This is a genomic window from Streptococcus sp. HMSC078H03 (assembly GCF_001808655.1).
GTDB lineage: Bacteria > Bacillota > Bacilli > Lactobacillales > Streptococcaceae > Streptococcus > Streptococcus salivarius_G.
In genome coordinates this window covers 22,527-38,971 of the sequence record NZ_KV794119.1, presented here as the reverse complement: position 1 = coordinate 38,971, position 16,445 = coordinate 22,527, and the positions used below count along the sequence as shown (strand labels likewise).

General features: G+C 38.4%; 15 protein-coding genes and 1 other annotated feature. Of the genes, 13 read left to right on the top strand and 2 right to left on the bottom strand.

Going from position 1 to position 16,445, the window contains the following annotated elements:
* The first annotated feature begins 165 nt into the window (after positions 1–165).
* Together pepT and HMPREF2607_RS09505 are read left to right on the top strand one after the other, a co-directional pair.
* The gene (gene pepT / locus HMPREF2607_RS09510) at positions 166–1,389 is read left to right on the top strand and encodes a peptidase T (RefSeq protein WP_021144243.1); all 1,224 of its coding nucleotides are present in this window, start codon (positions 166–168) and stop codon (positions 1,387–1,389) included.
* Positions 1,390–1,445: 56 nt separating this feature from the next.
* Positions 1,446–1,946, top strand: coding sequence for an EbsA family protein (locus tag HMPREF2607_RS09505; protein ID WP_037620316.1), 501 nt, complete (start codon positions 1,446–1,448; stop codon positions 1,944–1,946).
* Here HMPREF2607_RS09505 and HMPREF2607_RS10280 read toward each other — a convergent pair.
* Positions 1,930–2,127 carry a ferredoxin gene (locus HMPREF2607_RS10280; RefSeq protein ID WP_002884882.1) on the bottom strand — a complete coding sequence of 66 codons (198 nt, stop codon included), beginning with the start codon at positions 2,125–2,127 and terminating at the stop codon, positions 1,930–1,932. The genes HMPREF2607_RS09505 and HMPREF2607_RS10280 overlap by 17 nt on opposite strands.
* A gap of 45 nt (positions 2,128–2,172) precedes the next feature.
* Here HMPREF2607_RS10280 and HMPREF2607_RS09500 point away from each other — a divergent pair, with 45 nt between their 5' ends.
* From HMPREF2607_RS09500 to HMPREF2607_RS10685, 7 genes are all read left to right on the top strand, one after another.
* Positions 2,173–2,829, top strand: coding sequence for an SAG1386/EF1546 family surface-associated protein (locus HMPREF2607_RS09500; protein WP_021144241.1), 657 nt, complete (start codon positions 2,173–2,175; stop codon positions 2,827–2,829).
* Between the two features lie 21 nt (positions 2,830–2,850).
* Complete coding sequence (gene cmk / locus HMPREF2607_RS09495) at positions 2,851–3,531, top strand: (d)CMP kinase (RefSeq protein ID WP_002885119.1); 681 nt, start codon at positions 2,851–2,853, stop codon at positions 3,529–3,531.
* Positions 3,532–3,554: 23 nt separating this feature from the next.
* Positions 3,555–3,677: a sequence feature (ribosomal protein L20 leader region), on the top strand.
* A 13-nt stretch (positions 3,678–3,690) separates the two neighbouring features.
* Positions 3,691–4,221 (top strand): translation initiation factor IF-3, encoded by a 531-nt coding sequence (infC, locus tag HMPREF2607_RS09490; RefSeq protein WP_002885108.1) that lies wholly within the window; start codon positions 3,691–3,693, stop codon positions 4,219–4,221.
* A gap of 38 nt (positions 4,222–4,259) precedes the next feature.
* On the top strand, positions 4,260–4,460 hold the full coding sequence (rpmI, locus tag HMPREF2607_RS09485) for a 50S ribosomal protein L35 (protein WP_002885093.1): 201 nt from the start codon (positions 4,260–4,262) through the stop codon (positions 4,458–4,460).
* A 56-nt stretch (positions 4,461–4,516) separates the two neighbouring features.
* Complete coding sequence (gene rplT, locus HMPREF2607_RS09480; protein WP_002885090.1) at positions 4,517–4,876, top strand: 50S ribosomal protein L20; 360 nt, start codon at positions 4,517–4,519, stop codon at positions 4,874–4,876.
* 43 nt (positions 4,877–4,919) lie between these two features.
* Complete coding sequence (locus HMPREF2607_RS09475) at positions 4,920–5,393, top strand: GNAT family N-acetyltransferase (RefSeq protein WP_048790953.1); 474 nt, start codon at positions 4,920–4,922, stop codon at positions 5,391–5,393.
* A gap of 85 nt (positions 5,394–5,478) precedes the next feature.
* The gene (locus HMPREF2607_RS10685) at positions 5,479–6,000 is read left to right on the top strand and encodes a DUF2798 domain-containing protein (RefSeq protein WP_070476846.1); all 522 of its coding nucleotides are present in this window, start codon (positions 5,479–5,481) and stop codon (positions 5,998–6,000) included.
* A 71-nt stretch (positions 6,001–6,071) separates the two neighbouring features.
* Here HMPREF2607_RS10685 and HMPREF2607_RS09465 read toward each other — a convergent pair whose 3' ends face one another.
* A complete protein-coding gene (locus HMPREF2607_RS09465) occupies positions 6,072–6,257 on the bottom strand; it encodes a 4-oxalocrotonate tautomerase (protein WP_002885057.1) in 186 nt (61 codons plus the stop codon).
* 361 nt (positions 6,258–6,618) lie between these two features.
* Between HMPREF2607_RS09465 and pepV the strand changes: the two genes are divergently transcribed.
* The 4 genes from pepV to HMPREF2607_RS09445 all read left to right on the top strand — a co-directional run bounded on the left by pepV (position 6,619) and on the right by HMPREF2607_RS09445 (position 16,306).
* Positions 6,619–8,025 (top strand): dipeptidase PepV, encoded by a 1,407-nt coding sequence (gene pepV / locus HMPREF2607_RS09460; RefSeq protein WP_021144235.1) that lies wholly within the window; start codon positions 6,619–6,621, stop codon positions 8,023–8,025.
* Positions 8,026–8,065: 40 nt separating this feature from the next.
* Positions 8,066–8,650 carry a uracil-DNA glycosylase family protein gene (locus HMPREF2607_RS09455; RefSeq protein WP_021144234.1) on the top strand — a complete coding sequence of 195 codons (585 nt, stop codon included), beginning with the start codon at positions 8,066–8,068 and terminating at the stop codon, positions 8,648–8,650.
* A gap of 373 nt (positions 8,651–9,023) precedes the next feature.
* The gene (locus tag HMPREF2607_RS09450; protein WP_070476844.1) at positions 9,024–12,812 is read left to right on the top strand and encodes a GbpC/Spa domain-containing protein; all 3,789 of its coding nucleotides are present in this window, start codon (positions 9,024–9,026) and stop codon (positions 12,810–12,812) included.
* Positions 12,813–13,273: 461 nt separating this feature from the next.
* A complete protein-coding gene (locus HMPREF2607_RS09445) occupies positions 13,274–16,306 on the top strand; it encodes an LPXTG cell wall anchor domain-containing protein (RefSeq protein ID WP_070476842.1) in 3,033 nt (1,010 codons plus the stop codon).
* The last annotated feature ends 139 nt before the right edge of the window (positions 16,307–16,445 follow it).

Genomic DNA, 16,445 nt, shown 5'->3' with positions numbered 1-16,445 from the left:
TGAATACCTCTGCTTATCAGGAGACTTTAGCTAACGCAATCGTGGCAGGTATTAAGTCTTACTACGAAAAAGAATCTAAAGTTTAAGTTATACGTTAACCCATCATTATGATGGGTTTTTATGCTATAATTGAGGTAAATACTAAATACAACAAAAGGAGTGCTTATGGCCTACGATTTACTCTTAGAGCGTTTTTTACGTTACGTAAAAATCAATACACGTAGTGATGAAAATGCAACAAGAACGCCAACAACACAAAGTCAGGTGGATTTTGCCTTGAAGGTTTTAAAACCAGAATTAGAAGAACTAGGTTTAAGTAATATCCATTATTTGGAAAGTAATGGATACCTAGTGGCAACCCTTCCGGCTAACGATGACCAGTTAACACGTAAGATTGGTTTTATCTCTCATATGGATACCGCTGATTTTAATGCAGAGGGAGTGTCACCGCAAGTCATTGACTCTTATGATGGAGGTATCATTCCTCTTGGAAATTCAGGTTATAACCTAGACCCAGCTGATTTTCCAAATCTCAAGAATTATGTCGGTCAGAAACTTATTACGACAGATGGTACCACTCTTCTTGGGGCTGATGATAAGTCAGGTATTGCTGAGATTATGACAGCCTTGGCTTATTTGAAGGCTCATCCTGAAATCAAACATTGTGAGATTCGTGTAGGCTTTGGTCCTGATGAAGAAATTGGAATCGGTGCAGATAAATTTGATGTCGAAGATTTTGATGTCGATTTTGCCTACACAGTTGACGGTGGACCTTTGGGTGAATTACAGTATGAAACTTTCTCTGCAGCAGGAGCAGAACTTACCTTCCACGGACGCAATGTCCACCCTGGAACAGCAAAAGACCAAATGGTTAATGCCTTGCAGTTGGCAATTGATTTTCATAATCAGTTGCCAGCAGAAGAACGCCCTGAGTTGACAGATGGCTATCAAGGTTTCAACCATCTTCAAACCATGACAGGTACTGTTGAGGAAGCAAATCTTTCTTATATCATCCGTGATTTTGAAACAGAGTCTTTTGAAAATCGTAAAGCAGTCTTCCAAAAAATTGCTGACGAAATGAATAAAGCTCATGGTCAGACACGAGTTGATTTGGTACTTAAAGATCAATACTATAATATGCGTCAGGTTATTGAAAAAGATATGACGCCTGTTGAGTTGGCTAAGGGCGTTATGGAGGAATTGGAAATTACGCCAGTTATTGAACCTATTCGTGGTGGAACAGATGGCTCGAAGATCTCATTTATGGGTATTCCAACTCCAAACCTTTTTGCTGGTGGCGAAAATATGCATGGTCGTTATGAGTTTGTTTCCTTGCAGACAATGGAAAAAGCCGTAGATGTTATTCTTGGAATTGTCAGTAAACCTTAATTGAGCTTGCTAAATACTGATTTTATGGTAAAATTAGAAGTAATGGAGGTGCTGAGATGATAAAAATTTTCGGCAAGTATCGTTACCATTGGCAACCCGAATTATCTTGGCTGATTATCTACTGGTCTTTAGCCATCACGCCAATCTTTATTGCGGCGGCCCTTCTATTCGAGTTGTACTCGGTGCCCTCACATATTTTGATGCTCTTCACTATTTTCGTTGCCTTGTTTGGTTTAGGTTTCCATCGATACTTTATTATTGAAGATCATGGGATTCTGCGTATTGTTTCTTTTAACATTTTTAAACCACGCAAAGTGAAAATTAGTGATATTGAAAAAGTCGAAGTGATTAAAACTGGCTTGTGCCTTATTTTTAAAAATGGTAAAAAACGTCGGTTTTATATGAGAAAGTGGCCTAAGAAATATTTCTTAGATGCATTAGCCCTTCACCCTGATTTCAAAGGTGAGGTAGAGCTATTGGATCATATGACTAACTTTGATTACTTTGCCTTTTATGAGGAATCAAAAAAAGCCCTGAAGCTTAAACTTCGCAAATAAGGGCTTTAGTGGGACAAGACTTGACGGCAGTCAAAGTCTCAGGGCTATTTTCAATAATTTGATTGAGTTGGTCGCTGTCTCTGAACCTAACAATACCTTCGTCATCATAATCAAAGACGGGAGAGTAGGTTTGGCACAAACCACAAGCGATACATTTTTCTGGAATTAATGATACTTTCATAGTATTATTTTAAAATAGATTTATTGTTTTTACAAGGAGAATATCATGAGTAAAAAACCATGGGAAGATAAGGTTTCTGATGAAGAGTTGGAAGAAGTAGTTGACGCTGATTTTCTAGATGATGAAGATGAGTTTGAGGATTATGAAGATCTTGAAGAAGAGGATGTCACTCCTTCAGATGAAAAACGCGAAAAAGGTGGCGGCTTCATTAATTCATCATTCTTGACAGTCTTGCTTGGATTATTCTTTGTTATTGTTGTATGTATTTTGTTCTTTGTTTTCTATACTTCAAATGTTGGTGGAAACAAAACTGCGGAATCTAAGGAATCATCTGGATTCTACTCATCTTCAACTAGCAAAGTTGTTAAATCTTCATCTAGCAAGAAAGACTCAAACAAAGATGAGGAAAGTGAGAAATCTACTGCAGAAAAATCTTCAAAAGAGAAATCATCTTCAACTAAAGCATCAAGCTCTTCTAAACATGTAGAAAAAGAAGATGCAACTGAGTCAGCTGAGACAGCACCATCAAGTGCTACGGCAGCAGCAGATGGTTCATCAATTGTTGTTCAATCTGGTGAAGGTGCTGGTTCTATCGCTGCACGTGCAGGTATCTCTGTAGATGAATTGGAACGTCTTAACCCTGATCACATGACAAGTGGTTACTGGTATGCTAACCCAGGTGATGTGGTTAACGTTCAATAATTTTAAAAGCAAAGGAACATCATGAAAGATATTAGAATTGCTATTGATGGTCCTGCGTCAAGTGGAAAAAGTACAGTAGCCAAGATTATTGCAAAAAATCTTGGCTATACTTATCTTGACACAGGTGCTATGTACCGATCTGCAACTTATTTGGCCTTGCAGAATGGTTTGACTGAGGAAAATGTACCAGAAATTTTGGAGCAACTATCTCAACATCCGATTTCATTCGGAAAAGCAGCAGATGGTAGTCAGCAAGTTTATGTTGGTGATGTTGATATTACACACCCCATTCGTGATAACCAAGTCACAAATAATGTTTCTTGGGTAGCAGCTATTCCTGAAGTGCGTCAAGAACTCGTTGCCCAACAACAACGTATTGCTCAAGATGGTGCTATTATCATGGATGGTCGTGATATTGGGACCGTGGTTTTGCCTGATGCAGAACTCAAAATTTTCTTGATTGCTTCAGTTGATGAACGTGCGGAACGTCGTTATAAGGAAAATATCGAAAAAGGTATTCCCGCTGACCTTGAGACTTTGAAGAAAGAAATTGCTGAACGTGACTATAAAGATAGTCATCGTAAGGTTTCACCTCTTAAACCAGCGGAAGATGCCATCACTTTTGACACTACAGGTGTATCTATTGATGGTGTTGTGGAATTTATTCAAGAAAAAGCAAAAAAAATTATTGACAAAGGATGACTCACTTGTTATACTATTAACAATGAGAAAAGCAGAAGTGAGAACTTCTCGCCTTGCGACTTAGGTTGTCTGGCCCAACATGTCAAATCCCTATGGGGATATTATGTGTGCGGGCTTGTATATCAAGTCCGCTTTGTTTTTCTCTAAAAAAATAAAGAGGTGAAGATCATAGCTAAGAAAGATCTATTCATTAACGATGAAATTCGCGTTCGCGAAGTTCGTCTTGTTGGTCTTGATGGTGAACAATTGGGAATTAAACCATTGTCAGAAGCGCAAGCTATTGCAGATGATGCAAATGTTGACTTGGTTCTCATCCAACCACAAGCTACGCCACCTGTTGCGAAGATTATGGACTATGGTAAGTTCAAATTTGAGTATCAAAAGAAACAAAAAGAACAACGTAAGAAACAAAGCGTTGTTACCGTTAAGGAAGTTCGTTTGAGTCCAGTTATTGATAAAGGTGACTTTGAAACTAAACTTCGTAACGGCCGTAAGTTTCTTGAAAAAGGAAACAAGGTTAAAGTTTCTATCCGATTCAAAGGTCGTATGATTACTCACAAAGAAATCGGAGCTAAGGTCTTGGCGGAATTTGCTGAAAAAACGCAAGATATTGCGATTATTGAGCAAAGAGCGAAGATGGATGGACGTCAAATGTTCATGCAACTTGCACCAATTCCTGACAAAAAATAATTGTCAAACTAACACTATTTTAAGAGGAGAATTTTAAAATGCCAAAACAAAAAACACACCGCGCATCAGCTAAACGTTTCAAACGTACAGGTTCAGGTGGATTGAAACGCTTCCGTGCCTTCACATCTCACCGTTTCCACGGTAAAACTAAAAAACAACGTCGTCACCTTCGTAAAGCGTCAATGGTACATTCAGGTGACTTTAAACGTATCAAATCAATGCTTTCACAAATGCGTTAATCCGCTACAAGCATTACAAATTAACTAAACTAGAATTAATTCGGAGGAATATATAAATGGCTCGTGTTAAAGGTGGCGTTGTATCACGCAAACGTCGTAAACGTGTATTGAAACTTGCTAAAGGTTACTATGGTGCAAAACACATCTTGTTCCGTACTGCAAAAGAACAAGTAATGAACTCTTACTACTATGCATACCGTGACCGTCGTCAAAAGAAACGTGATTTCCGTAAACTTTGGATCACACGTATCAATGCGGCAGCTCGTTTGAACGGTTTGTCATACTCACAATTGATGCACGGTTTGAAATTGGCTGAAATCGAAGTTAACCGTAAAATGCTTGCTGATTTGGCAGTTAACGATGCAGCAGCTTTCACAGCTCTTGCAGATGCAGCTAAAGCAAAACTTGGTAAATAAGAATTAAGATGGGTTTTACCCATCTTTTTTTATGGAGGTATCTATGATTCGTTTAGCAAGAGCAGAAGATATTCCAAGATTACAGGAGTTATTGGGGCAGATTCTTCTAGTGCATCATTATGCACGTCCTGATGTATTTAAGTCAGAGGGCAGTAAATATACAGATGGAGAGTTAGAAGCAGTGATTAATGATCCGACTAAACCCATTTTTGTATATGAGGATGAAGAAGGCCGTATCTTAGGTCATCTATTCTTAATGATTAAAGAAGTATCTGATAATAATGGTCCACTAAAGGCTGTTAAGACTCTTTTTGTTGATGATTTATGCGTTGATAAGGAGGCTCGAGGTCAAAAATTAGGAGAGAAGCTTTATCAATTTGCCTTGGACTATGCTAAGGAGCTAGGTTGTTATAATCTGACACTTCACGTATGGAATGATAATGAGGGAGCTGTACGTTTTTACGAACGTTTAGGTATGAAACCGAGATATACTGAAATGGAAACTATCCTAAAATAATACGTTTTCATGAGAGAAATTTAACTTACGAGGAATAAAAATTTTTGATATGCTGAGAGAGAGGTTTTAGAAATGGAGAATTTTAATGCCTCGTAATTTTAAAGAAGCTTTGCTTTTTACGATTTTAATGTGTGGAATGATGGTCTGTGGGATGAGTCTCTGGAATCTTCTTATCCTTGATTGGACTGGAGTTGTTCCCTTTGCTTGGGGTCACTTTTTCCAAGGTTATCTTCCTGGATTTGTAGTTGCTTTCTTACTGGATATGCTTTTGGTAGGACCACTAGCCAAGACAATTGCATTTGCAATTTTACATAAAGTAAAAGCCCATGATAAACGATGGGCGAAGATTTTAGTGATTTCTGGAACCATGGCGCTATTCATGGTAACCTTTATGTCGCTCTATGGATTAGTGTACAACGGTCAGTCGGTGACATTTTCATCCTATGGTCGTGCTTGGTTGACAAATGTTATCATGGCCTTACCACTTAATTTTCTAGTAGTTGGTCCCATCTCACGCTTTATCTTGGGAAAACTGCAAAAACCATTGCCTGGTGAAGAAGTTGTAGAGAATTTTGAAGACGATGACGAATTACCAACTATAATTTAAGTATAGAACTGGAGAGAAACTCCAGTTTTTTTATATTAAAAGCAGCCACGGATGTGACTGCTTAATGATGATTAGTTTTTCTTTTTCATTTCACCATGTGGGTAGTAAGTTCCCTCTGGCATATCGTTAATGAAAACATGAATAGCTTCTTTAGGGGCTTTTGCAACACGTGATACAACCTCAGTAACTTCACGAGCAAGTTCGATTTTTTGTTCTTCAGTACGACCTTCAAAGAGATCAATTTTTACAAATGGCATAATACATCTCCTTAGTTTTGATAGTCCTATTATAGCATTAATTAAGAGAATATTCTAAAGTTTTTGGAAATTCTTGTAATGATATTATCGTAATGCTAAAATGCGAATGATTTCAATAGTAAAGCCTAAAGTAAAAAGAGGCCGGTAGCTAAGAGAAAGTGTTCCTAGTTGAAAGCAATAGTATTACTTTTGATTCGATCATTACTGATTTAAGAAATGTTTCACATGCTATTCGAAATAGTAAGGCGTCTTGTGATGATAGGTAAGAGATAGCATTTTTTATTGGCTTTATTTATAAAGGATGAAAACTCTTACTAAAAATGGTAAAATAATGCTAACTAGAGACAGTAAGGAGTAAATTATGACAATTGATTTTCGTGCCGAAGTTGATAAGCGCAAAGATGCTTTGATGGAGGACCTTTTTGGTCTTTTGCGTATTAACTCAGAACGTGATGATAGTAAGGTTGATGATAAGCACCCATTTGGTCCTGGACCAGTAAAAGCTTTGGAACATTTTCTTGCTTTAGCAGAACGTGACGGCTATAAAACTCGTAATATCGATAATTATGCTGGTGACTTTGAATTTGGTCAAGGTGATGAAGTTTTGGGTATCTTTGCCCACTTGGATGTGGTTCCAGCTGGTAGTGGTTGGGATACAGCTCCTTATGAACCTGTAATCAAAGACGGTAAACTTTATGCCCGTGGGTCATCAGATGATAAAGGCCCAACAATGGCTTGTTACTATGCCTTGAAAATTATTAAAGAACTCGAGCTTCCAGTATCTAAGCGTGTGCGCTTCATTGTTGGTACTGATGAAGAATCTGGTTGGGGCGATATGGAATATTACTTCGCTCATAATGGATTGAAAGATCCTGATTTTGGTTTTTCACCTGATGCAGAATTTCCAATCATCAATGGTGAAAAGGGAAATATTACAGCTTATCTCCATTTTGAAGGTCAAAATGATGGGGACTTTAGTCTTGTGTCCTTTAATGGTGGTTTGCGTGAAAATATGGTTCCTGAATCAGCAAGTGCAGATTTTACTGGACCTATCACTTTGAAAGAACTTGAAGCCAAATTAGCCGACTTTGTTTCGGAACAAGAAGTAACTGGTCAAGTGACCGAAGAAGCAGGTGTTTTCCATGTGACTATTCATGGGAAATCAGCTCATGGTATGATGCCTCAAAATGGTATTAATGGAGCAACCTACTTGGCACTCTTCCTTAGTCAATTTGATTTCCAAGGCAATGCTAAAACGTATTTGGATATAATTGCTGAAACACTTCATAAGGATTTCTTCGCTGAAAAGACAGGTCTTGCTTATACAGATCCTAAGATGGGTGAATTGACCATGAATGCAGGTGTATTTAACTTCTCTAAGGAATCAGAAGAAAATACGATTGCTCTGAATTTCCGCTATCCTCAAGGGGTTGATACGGACTCTATTAAGGCTGATCTTGAAAAACTCGAAGGTCCTAAGGCGGTTAGTCTCTCAGAACACGGTCATGTGCCACACTATGTACCAGTTGATGATCCTATGGTAGAGACTCTTCTTTCAGTCTATGAGAAACAAACAGGTCTTAAAGGTCATGAACAAATTATTGGTGGCGGAACATTTGGACGTCTCCTCAAACGTGGTGTTGCCTATGGAGCTATGTTCCCTGGTTATGTCAACACGATGCACCAAGCAAATGAGTTTACTGAGGTTGAAGACTTGTACCGTGCTGCTGCCATTTATGCAGAAGCTATCTATGAGTTAATCAAATAAAAAAGAGAGACAGTTTTGTCTCTTTTTTGAGGAGGAAAATATGGAAACACTTGAAGAATTAACACAAGCAATCATGTCCGATGAACAAAATAAAGCTTTTACGGAAAAAGGTATAAAACCCTTGTTTACCATTCCAAAAACGGCACGAATTAATATCGTAGGACAAGCTCCTGGTATTCGTGCCCAAGAGTCCGGCCTTTACTGGAATGATCCTAGCGGTGATAATCTCAGGGATTGGATGGGTGTTTCACGCGAAGAATTTTATGAATCTGGCATGTTTGCTATTGTGCCAATGGATTTTTATTTCCCAGGTCATGGGAAATCAGGTGATTTACCTCCTCGCAAAGGATTTGCAGATAAGTGGCATGAGAAAGTTCTTGCTTTAGCTCCTGATATTCAATTGACGATTTTAGTAGGTAACTATGCACAGCGTTACTATTTACATCAAAAATCGTCGGCAAAATTAACGGATACAGTTAAGCATTACAAAGATTACCTTCCTGAGTTTTTCCCTCTCGTTCATCCCTCTCCACGAAATAATATTTGGCAAGCCAAAAATCCATGGTTTATGGAAGAAGTAGTTCCAGATTTGAAGGCCTTGGTCAAAAAAATCTTAAGTCAATGATTTCTGATATATAAACTTGGATTGTCATTAGGTATTGTTATCAAATTAATGAAGCAACATTCAGAACATGTCCAAATGGTATAAAAATTTGAGCCCCTTGGGGCTTTTTTTGATGCTATAACAAAAATAGTTGCAAAAATAATTAACAAAATTTTAATACTTAGCTTATACAGTGCAATTTAATTCTAATTTTCAGAAGAAGTAACATATAAAATTAAGGTAGCTATCCTTTTAAACTAAAGAATCAATTAAATAATACTTATAAATTGAAAATGAGTGTAAATTTTTAAAAATATTAAGACAATTCCATTGACAGAAAGTTTAAAAGTGATAGACTTTAGGTGTTAAGAAAATTTAGAAGGAAATTTGTGATATGGGAAGAAAAGATTCACAACGTTTTTCAATCAGGAAGTATAGCTTTGGGGCTGCTTCTGTTCTTTTGGGTACAACCATTCTTGCGATGGGGGCAACTGGTGTACATGCAGATGAGGTTTCAACTTCAGCTGCTACTGATACACCACTTAGTGCTTCTGTACTAACAGACACTGCTGCTGATCCGGCAACGACTGTTGATCATTCAGAGAAGCAAGTTGTTTCTGTCAAAGAAGAAGGAAATACCACTGTAACAACAAGTGTTGTTACAACTGATAGTCTTGAGGATGCTAAAACTTCTGCGGTAAAAGAAGGGGTAGAAGTCGAAGAAACTGCACCTCAAACACATACATCCCTAGAGGGTGCTATTGCTGACAATCAAGTTCAATCAAAAGAGATTAACACGGTTGTTTCGGATTATCAGAAAGCAAAAGAAAACCACAAAAAAGATGTAGCTGAGTATGATAAAGCTAAGGCTGAGTACGATGCTAAAGTGGCCGAAAAAGCAGCAGCTGATAAAGCAAACGCTGCTTCTAAAGCACAGTATGATACTGATCAAGCTGCTTATGAAAAAGGGTTAGCTAAATACCAAGCTGATAATAAAGCCTATGATGTAGCATTGAAAGAGTATAATGCTCAAAAATTAACTTATGATTCTAAAGTAGCAGAAAAAGCAGCTGCCGATGCAGCTAATGCTAAGTCAGAAGCTGATTATAAGGTACAGTTGGCTGTTTATGAAACTGCTAAGAAGAACTATGAAGCTGCTATGGCTCAGTATAGCAAAGACAAGGCAAAATATGATGCTGAGAAGGAAGCTTATGATGCTAAAGTAGCTGAAAAAGTTCGTACAGAAATCGAAAACAAGGCTGCTCAAGAGCAGTATGAGAAAGATTTAGCTACGTATAATGCCGCTTATGAAAAATATCAAACCGATTTAGCTGCCTACAAGACTGCCAAAGTAGCCTACGATGCTAAAGTAGCCGAAAAAGCAGCAGCTGATGCAGCTAATGCAGAAGCTAAAGCTAAGTATGATGCGGAAATGGTCACTTACGAAGCAGCCTTGTCTGAATATAAGACAAATAAAGCTTTGTATGATGCCGCTCTAGCTGAATACAATACGAAAAAAGCAGCTTATGATGCTAAAGTAGCTGAGAAAACACAAGCAGAAATTACTGATAAGGCAGCTCAAGAGCAATATGAGAAAGATCTTGCTGCTTACAATACGGCTTACGAAAAATATCAAACTGATTTATCTGCCTACAAGACTGCTAAAGCAGCCTACGATGCCAAAGTAGCCGAAAAAGCAACTGCTGATAAGGCAAATGCGGAAGCTAAAGCCAAGTATGACGCAGAAATGGCTGTTTACAATACAGCTAAAGCGCAATACGATAAAGATTTACAAGAATATCAAGCTAAGAAAGCGCAATACGATAAAGATAAAGCAGCCTATGATCAACTTGTTGCTATTAAAGCAGAAGAAGATGCTGCAAAAGCTAAGTATGAGGTTGAGCTTGCAAAATACAATGTAGATTTAGAGCAATACGGCAAAGATTTTGCTACCTACCAAACAAAACTTGCTGAATATCAAACAGCTTTGACACAGTACAAAGATGCTAAAGCAGCCTATGATAAGTACATGAATGATAATGGTTTCCAAGATCTAAAAGATGTAGAAACTGTTCAAGATTTGACCTTCCAACGTGAAGGTGGAGCCATTCATACCATCGATGGCATCAGTGCTTATCTCACTCGTGATGCTCAAGCTCGTTTGAATACAAGCAATGTACATCAGTATGATTCCAATAAATTGGAAGCTTCAGATATTGTAGCAACTAGTCCTTGGGCCAATAATGAAACTGAGTATATTCAAGTTAAGGAAGGCGATAAATTTGTTGTTACTTATGATAACTTGAATCAGTCAAGCATGCGTGAAAATACGGATATGCATCCGATCAAGCGCGTGATTTATCGCTATGAAATTTTGAGTCTTCCATCAAATGACGGTAAAGGAATTGCAGCCGTTAGCTCAGACCCAACTGTAACACTAACAGTCGGTGCTTCAACAGACCAAAATAAACCAGTTAAGGTGGCTGTAGATGTTGAATTCTATGATGGTAATGGCAATAAGTTTGATTTGACACAGCACAATGCGATTGTAGCGTTGAACTCTCTTAACCACTGGACAGGTGCTTCTTATGTAGATAGTGGGGATAAACCTCGTGCCCTTACAGTAGAAGCCAAGGATAAAAATGGTAACACTGTTCGAGGAACTTGGAATCCATATGCAGATGGTTCATCAATGAGCATTGAAAACAATGCAGTTGTTGTTAAAAATGGAACAGCTGACTTTGGTACTGCTGACGTCACTATCTCTGCTGAAAACCCAATCAAGATTGTGGCACAAAAAGCAACGTGGAATGGTAGTGAATTTACAGTTAGTGAAGAAACTGTTATTGACGCAACTTCAGTCAATGTTTCAGGTGCTGGGAATGGTCACTCTATTGGAACAGCTGAGTTCACATTAGACGGTAAAGATGATGTGATTGGTTCTTACACTATTGATCCAACTTCAGGACGTATCATCTTTACTCCTAAGAAGAAATTTGAAAATGTAGAACACCAAGAATCTGTAAATGTTGGAAACAATAAATACATTCCAATTCCAAATTCAAGTGTTTCTTATGATTCTGCTACAAAAGAGGTGACATCATTTAAAGATAACCAATACATTGAACATGGATCTATCTTTAATGGTGAATCTTCAACGACTCTTGAAGGTTGGGACAATCCATCTTCTCCATACCTCTATTATGGTGGAGCAGGCTTGAAGATGGCTGATGGTCACTTGGTATTTACGGCCAATGGAGCTAATGCATCTGGTCAACCAACAGTATATTGGTTTGCGATTAACTCAAATGTTGGTATTCCAAAAAATCCAGGTGAGGCACCAAAAGAGCCAACAGCTCCTGAAGAACCAAAGGCTCCAACACCACCAACGATTACACTGGAAGTTCTTCCAGCAGTACCAACAGAACCAACTCCGCCAACAGCCCCTACGGCACCAACAGAACCTAACTATACAGTTGTTACAGTTGATGCTGAGGAGCCAAAAGCTCCAACAGAGCCTAAGGCTCCAACGCCACCAACTCCGACAGTTGTTGAAGTTCCAGCGGAGCCAAGCAAACCAGAAGAACCTAAAGCGCCAACACCACCGACAGAACCTAACTACACTGTGGTTACAGTTGATGCAGAGGAACCTAAGGCTCCAACAGAACCAAAAGCTCCAACGCCACCAACTCCAGCTTTAGTTGAAGTGCCAGTAGAGCCACGTAAGATTACGGCTCCAGTAGAACCTAAGGCTCCGACTCCACCTACACCAGTAGTTGTAGAGGTACCTGGTGAGCCAACAAAACCAACGCCACCAACAGAGCCAACAGCTCCAACACCACCAACTATGGTCACAGTTAATGTTCCTAATAAACCTGTTTCACCTAAAGAACTTGTAGCTCCTAAGGTCAAATGGCATAAAAATTATCTTGTTGAGCGCGTAACACGTCCAGTACCAACGACGCCACCAACTCCTCAAAAACCGAAAACTCCTGGAACACCTACAGGACCAAGTGTTACACCAACTTCTTCTGTAGTTGTTAAGCAAGAAACAGAAAGAACTAATAGCGCCATATTGCCAGAAACAGGTGACTCTAACCAAAAATTAGCATCTGTAACAGGTCTAGGTTTGCTTTCAATGGCCCTTTCAGGTCTATGGTCAGCTCGCAAACGTAAACATTAATAAGATAAAATGAAAGATTAGGTTGTTTTGCCATGCAAGACAATCTAGTCTTTTTTTGTTACCTATTCTTTGCATATTATCGGTATAAATAAGTTTGAATGTTAAAACTAATAGGGGAAAGGAGAGGACATGATTTAGGTGAAATAGCTATCCTAAAGCTAAATATCGCAATGAAAAGTAAAATGAAAGCTTATAGTTGATTGTTTTTCATAATCTTTTCAATAAAAAAACATTAAAGCGAATTGGACTAGATATTATAAAATTAAACCACCTATTTGTATCGTAAACACTATTAATAATAGGGTTTTGTCTATCAAATATTTTGATATTAAAAAGTATTTGAATTTAAGAATCTAATCGAATTTAAAGGAATGGTTGTTTTTATGAGATATCTCAAATTGACATGGTTCTTTCTTTTGTTAGAATATGAACATAACTAAATATAGAAGGACGTAATTTAAATGGGGAAAAAGGAATTACAACGTTATTCACTCAGAAAGTCTAGCCTTGGTGCGGCTTCTGTTCTTTTGGGGACTGCAGTTCTTGCAGTAGGCGCTTCAAATGCAAGCGCTGATGAAGTAGCAACAACTACAGATTCAGCAACACCAGCAGTTGAAGCAACAGATGCTGTTGAAGAAAACACTTCTGCCGTAGCAGATTCAACTGAAAAGAAAGTTGTTAACGTTACTGAAGAAGGCAACAAAACTGTTACAACGAGTGAAGTAACAAATACAAGCTTAGAAGCTGCAAAAACAGCTGCAACTAACGAAGGGGTTGAGGTTAAGGAAGAACCTGCTCAAACCAAAGAAACTGTTGAAGCAGCTGCTGCAGATAATAAAGCACAAGCAGAGAAAATCAATACAGTCGTTTCTGATTATAAAGCGGCTAAAGAACAATACAAGTCAGATAAAGCTGACTATGATAAAGCAAAAGCAAACTATGATGCCAAATTAGCTGAGAAAGCACTTTCTGATAAAACAAATGCTGAAGCTCAGGCTAAATATGATACTGAAAAAACAGCTTATGATAAAGCTTCAGAGCAATACCAAATTGCTAAGCAAGCTTATGACTCAGCTCTTTCAGAGTACAAAACTAAGAAAGTTACTTATGATGCTAAGGTAGCAGAAAAAGAAGCCGCTGATAAAGAAAATGCGCTTTCTGCAGCTAAATACCAAGCAGAATTAGCAACATATAACCAAGCAAAAGCTGATTATGAAGCAGCCCTTGCTCAGTACAATAGCGATAAAGCCAAATACAACGCTGAAAAAGCTAACTATGATAATAAAGTAGCTGAAAAAGTTGTTACTGAAAAACGTAACGCTGAAGCTGAAGCTAAATATCAAACTGAGCTGGCAGCATACAATGAAGCAAAAGCTAAATATGATGTAGAAAAAGCAGCATATGACAAGAATCTTGAACTTTATAACGCTAAGAAAACAGCTTATGAAGCAGATCTTGAAACAAAACAAGCTATTGAAAAATACAATGCAGATGCTAAAGCTAAATACGAAGCTGCCTTGGTTGTCTACAATGAGCAAAAAGCTAAATATGACCAAGAGTACCTTGAGTATCAAAACAAATTAGCTGTCTACCAAACAGCACTTAAACAATACCAAGATGCTAAAACAGCTTACGATAAATACATGAATGATCCTGTATATCGTAACCTTAAAGATGCTGAAGTTGTTCAAGAATTGACTTTCCAACGTGAAAACGATGCGACACACAAAGTTGAAGGTGTAAGCAACTACTTGACAAAAGAAGCACAAGAGCGTCTTAACACAAGTAATGTTTTCCAATATGACTCTAACAAGTTACAAGCATCTGACATTGTTTCAAATAGTCCTTGGACAAACACTGAAGATGAGTGGATTCAAGTTAAAGAAGGTGACAAATTTGTTGTTACTTATGATGGCTTGAACCAATCAAGCATGCTTGTTGAAAATGAAGCATCAGCAATCAAACGTGTTGTATACCGTTACGAAATCGTTAGCCTTCCATCAAACGACGGAAAAGGTATCGCGAAAATCAGTAAGGATCCAACAGTAACTATGACAGTTGGAGCGTCAACTGATCAAGATAAACCGGTTAAAGTAGCTGTAGATGTTGAGTTTTACGATAAAGATGGTAAAATGTTCAACCTTAGTGAGCGTAAAGCTATCGTAGCACTTAACTCACTTAACCACTGGAACGGTGCAGCATATGTTGAAACATCTGAGCGCCCACGTCCACTTACAGTAGAAGCGAAAGACGTTAATGGTAATACTGTTCGCGGTACTTACAATCCTTACGCAGATGGTTCTACTTTGGCAATCCAAAACGGTGAAGTTGTTACAAAATCTGGTTATGCAGATTTTGGTGGAGCTACAGTTAACATTTCAGATGAGAACCCACTTAAGGTAGTGGTTCCTATCACTGACTGGAATGGTTCAGAATGGGTTGTCTCACGTGAAATTCCAACTGATGTAACAACTCTTAATGCTTCAGGTAGCGGTAATGGACACGCTCTTGGTAACCAAGATTATACGTTTGGTGATAAAGATGATGTTATTGGTTCATACAGCGTTTCTGCTGAAACTGGTTTGATTACATTCACACCTAAGAAAAAATACCAATCAACACGCCACCAAGAATATGTAAATATTGGTGATAACCAATTTATCGCTATTCCAAAATCATCAGTTACTTATGATGCTGCCACTAAAGAAGTAACATCAGTCAATGATAACCAATACATTGACCATGGTGCAGTCTTTAATGGTGAGACAACATCAGAATTGACAGGTTGGGATAACGCTGATTCACCTTACCTCTACTATGGAGGTGCAGGTATCAAGATGACTAATGGTCACTTGGTATTTACTGCTGAAGGTGCAAATGCTGATGGTGCACCAACAGTATATTGGTTCGCAATCAACTCTAATCTTGGTTTGCCTAAGAATCCAGGTGAAAAACCTGAAGAACCTAAGGCACCAACACCACCAACAGCACCGGTTAAACCAGTTATTAAAACAGTTGGTATCAATCCACAAGAACCAACACCACCAACACCACCAAAAGAGCCAGTGGCACCAACGCCACCAACTCCAGAGGTAGTTGAAGTACCTGGTAAACCACAAGAACCAACACCACCAACAGGTCCAACGGCACCAACGCCACCAACACCAAAAGTAGTTGAAGTTCCTGCTAAACCAGTAGAACCTAAAACTCCTGAAAAACCAAGTGTTGTATGGCACAAGAACTATGTCGTTGAGAGAGAGTCTCACGTGGTACCACCAACACCACCGACTCCACCAACACCACCAACACCTGTTACTCCTCCAACTCCAGTGACACCGCCAACTACACCAACTCCAGATACTGAAGTTCCTGTAGTGCCTCAAGCTGAGTTGCCACAAACTGGTGAGCACACTAGCAATGCTGGATTTATTGGACTTCTTTCAATGATTTTTGCAGCCTTTGTAGGATTCTTCAAACGTCGTAAAGAAGATTAAGTGGTGCTATTAAATTAGTTCCCCATCAAAACTAGATTCTATTTAGAATCTAGTTTTTATTTTTGCTAGGTTTTACTCCTTCGTATCATTTCTATTTACTGGTGAAACATGTTATAATTGTTTTGAACGACTATTATAG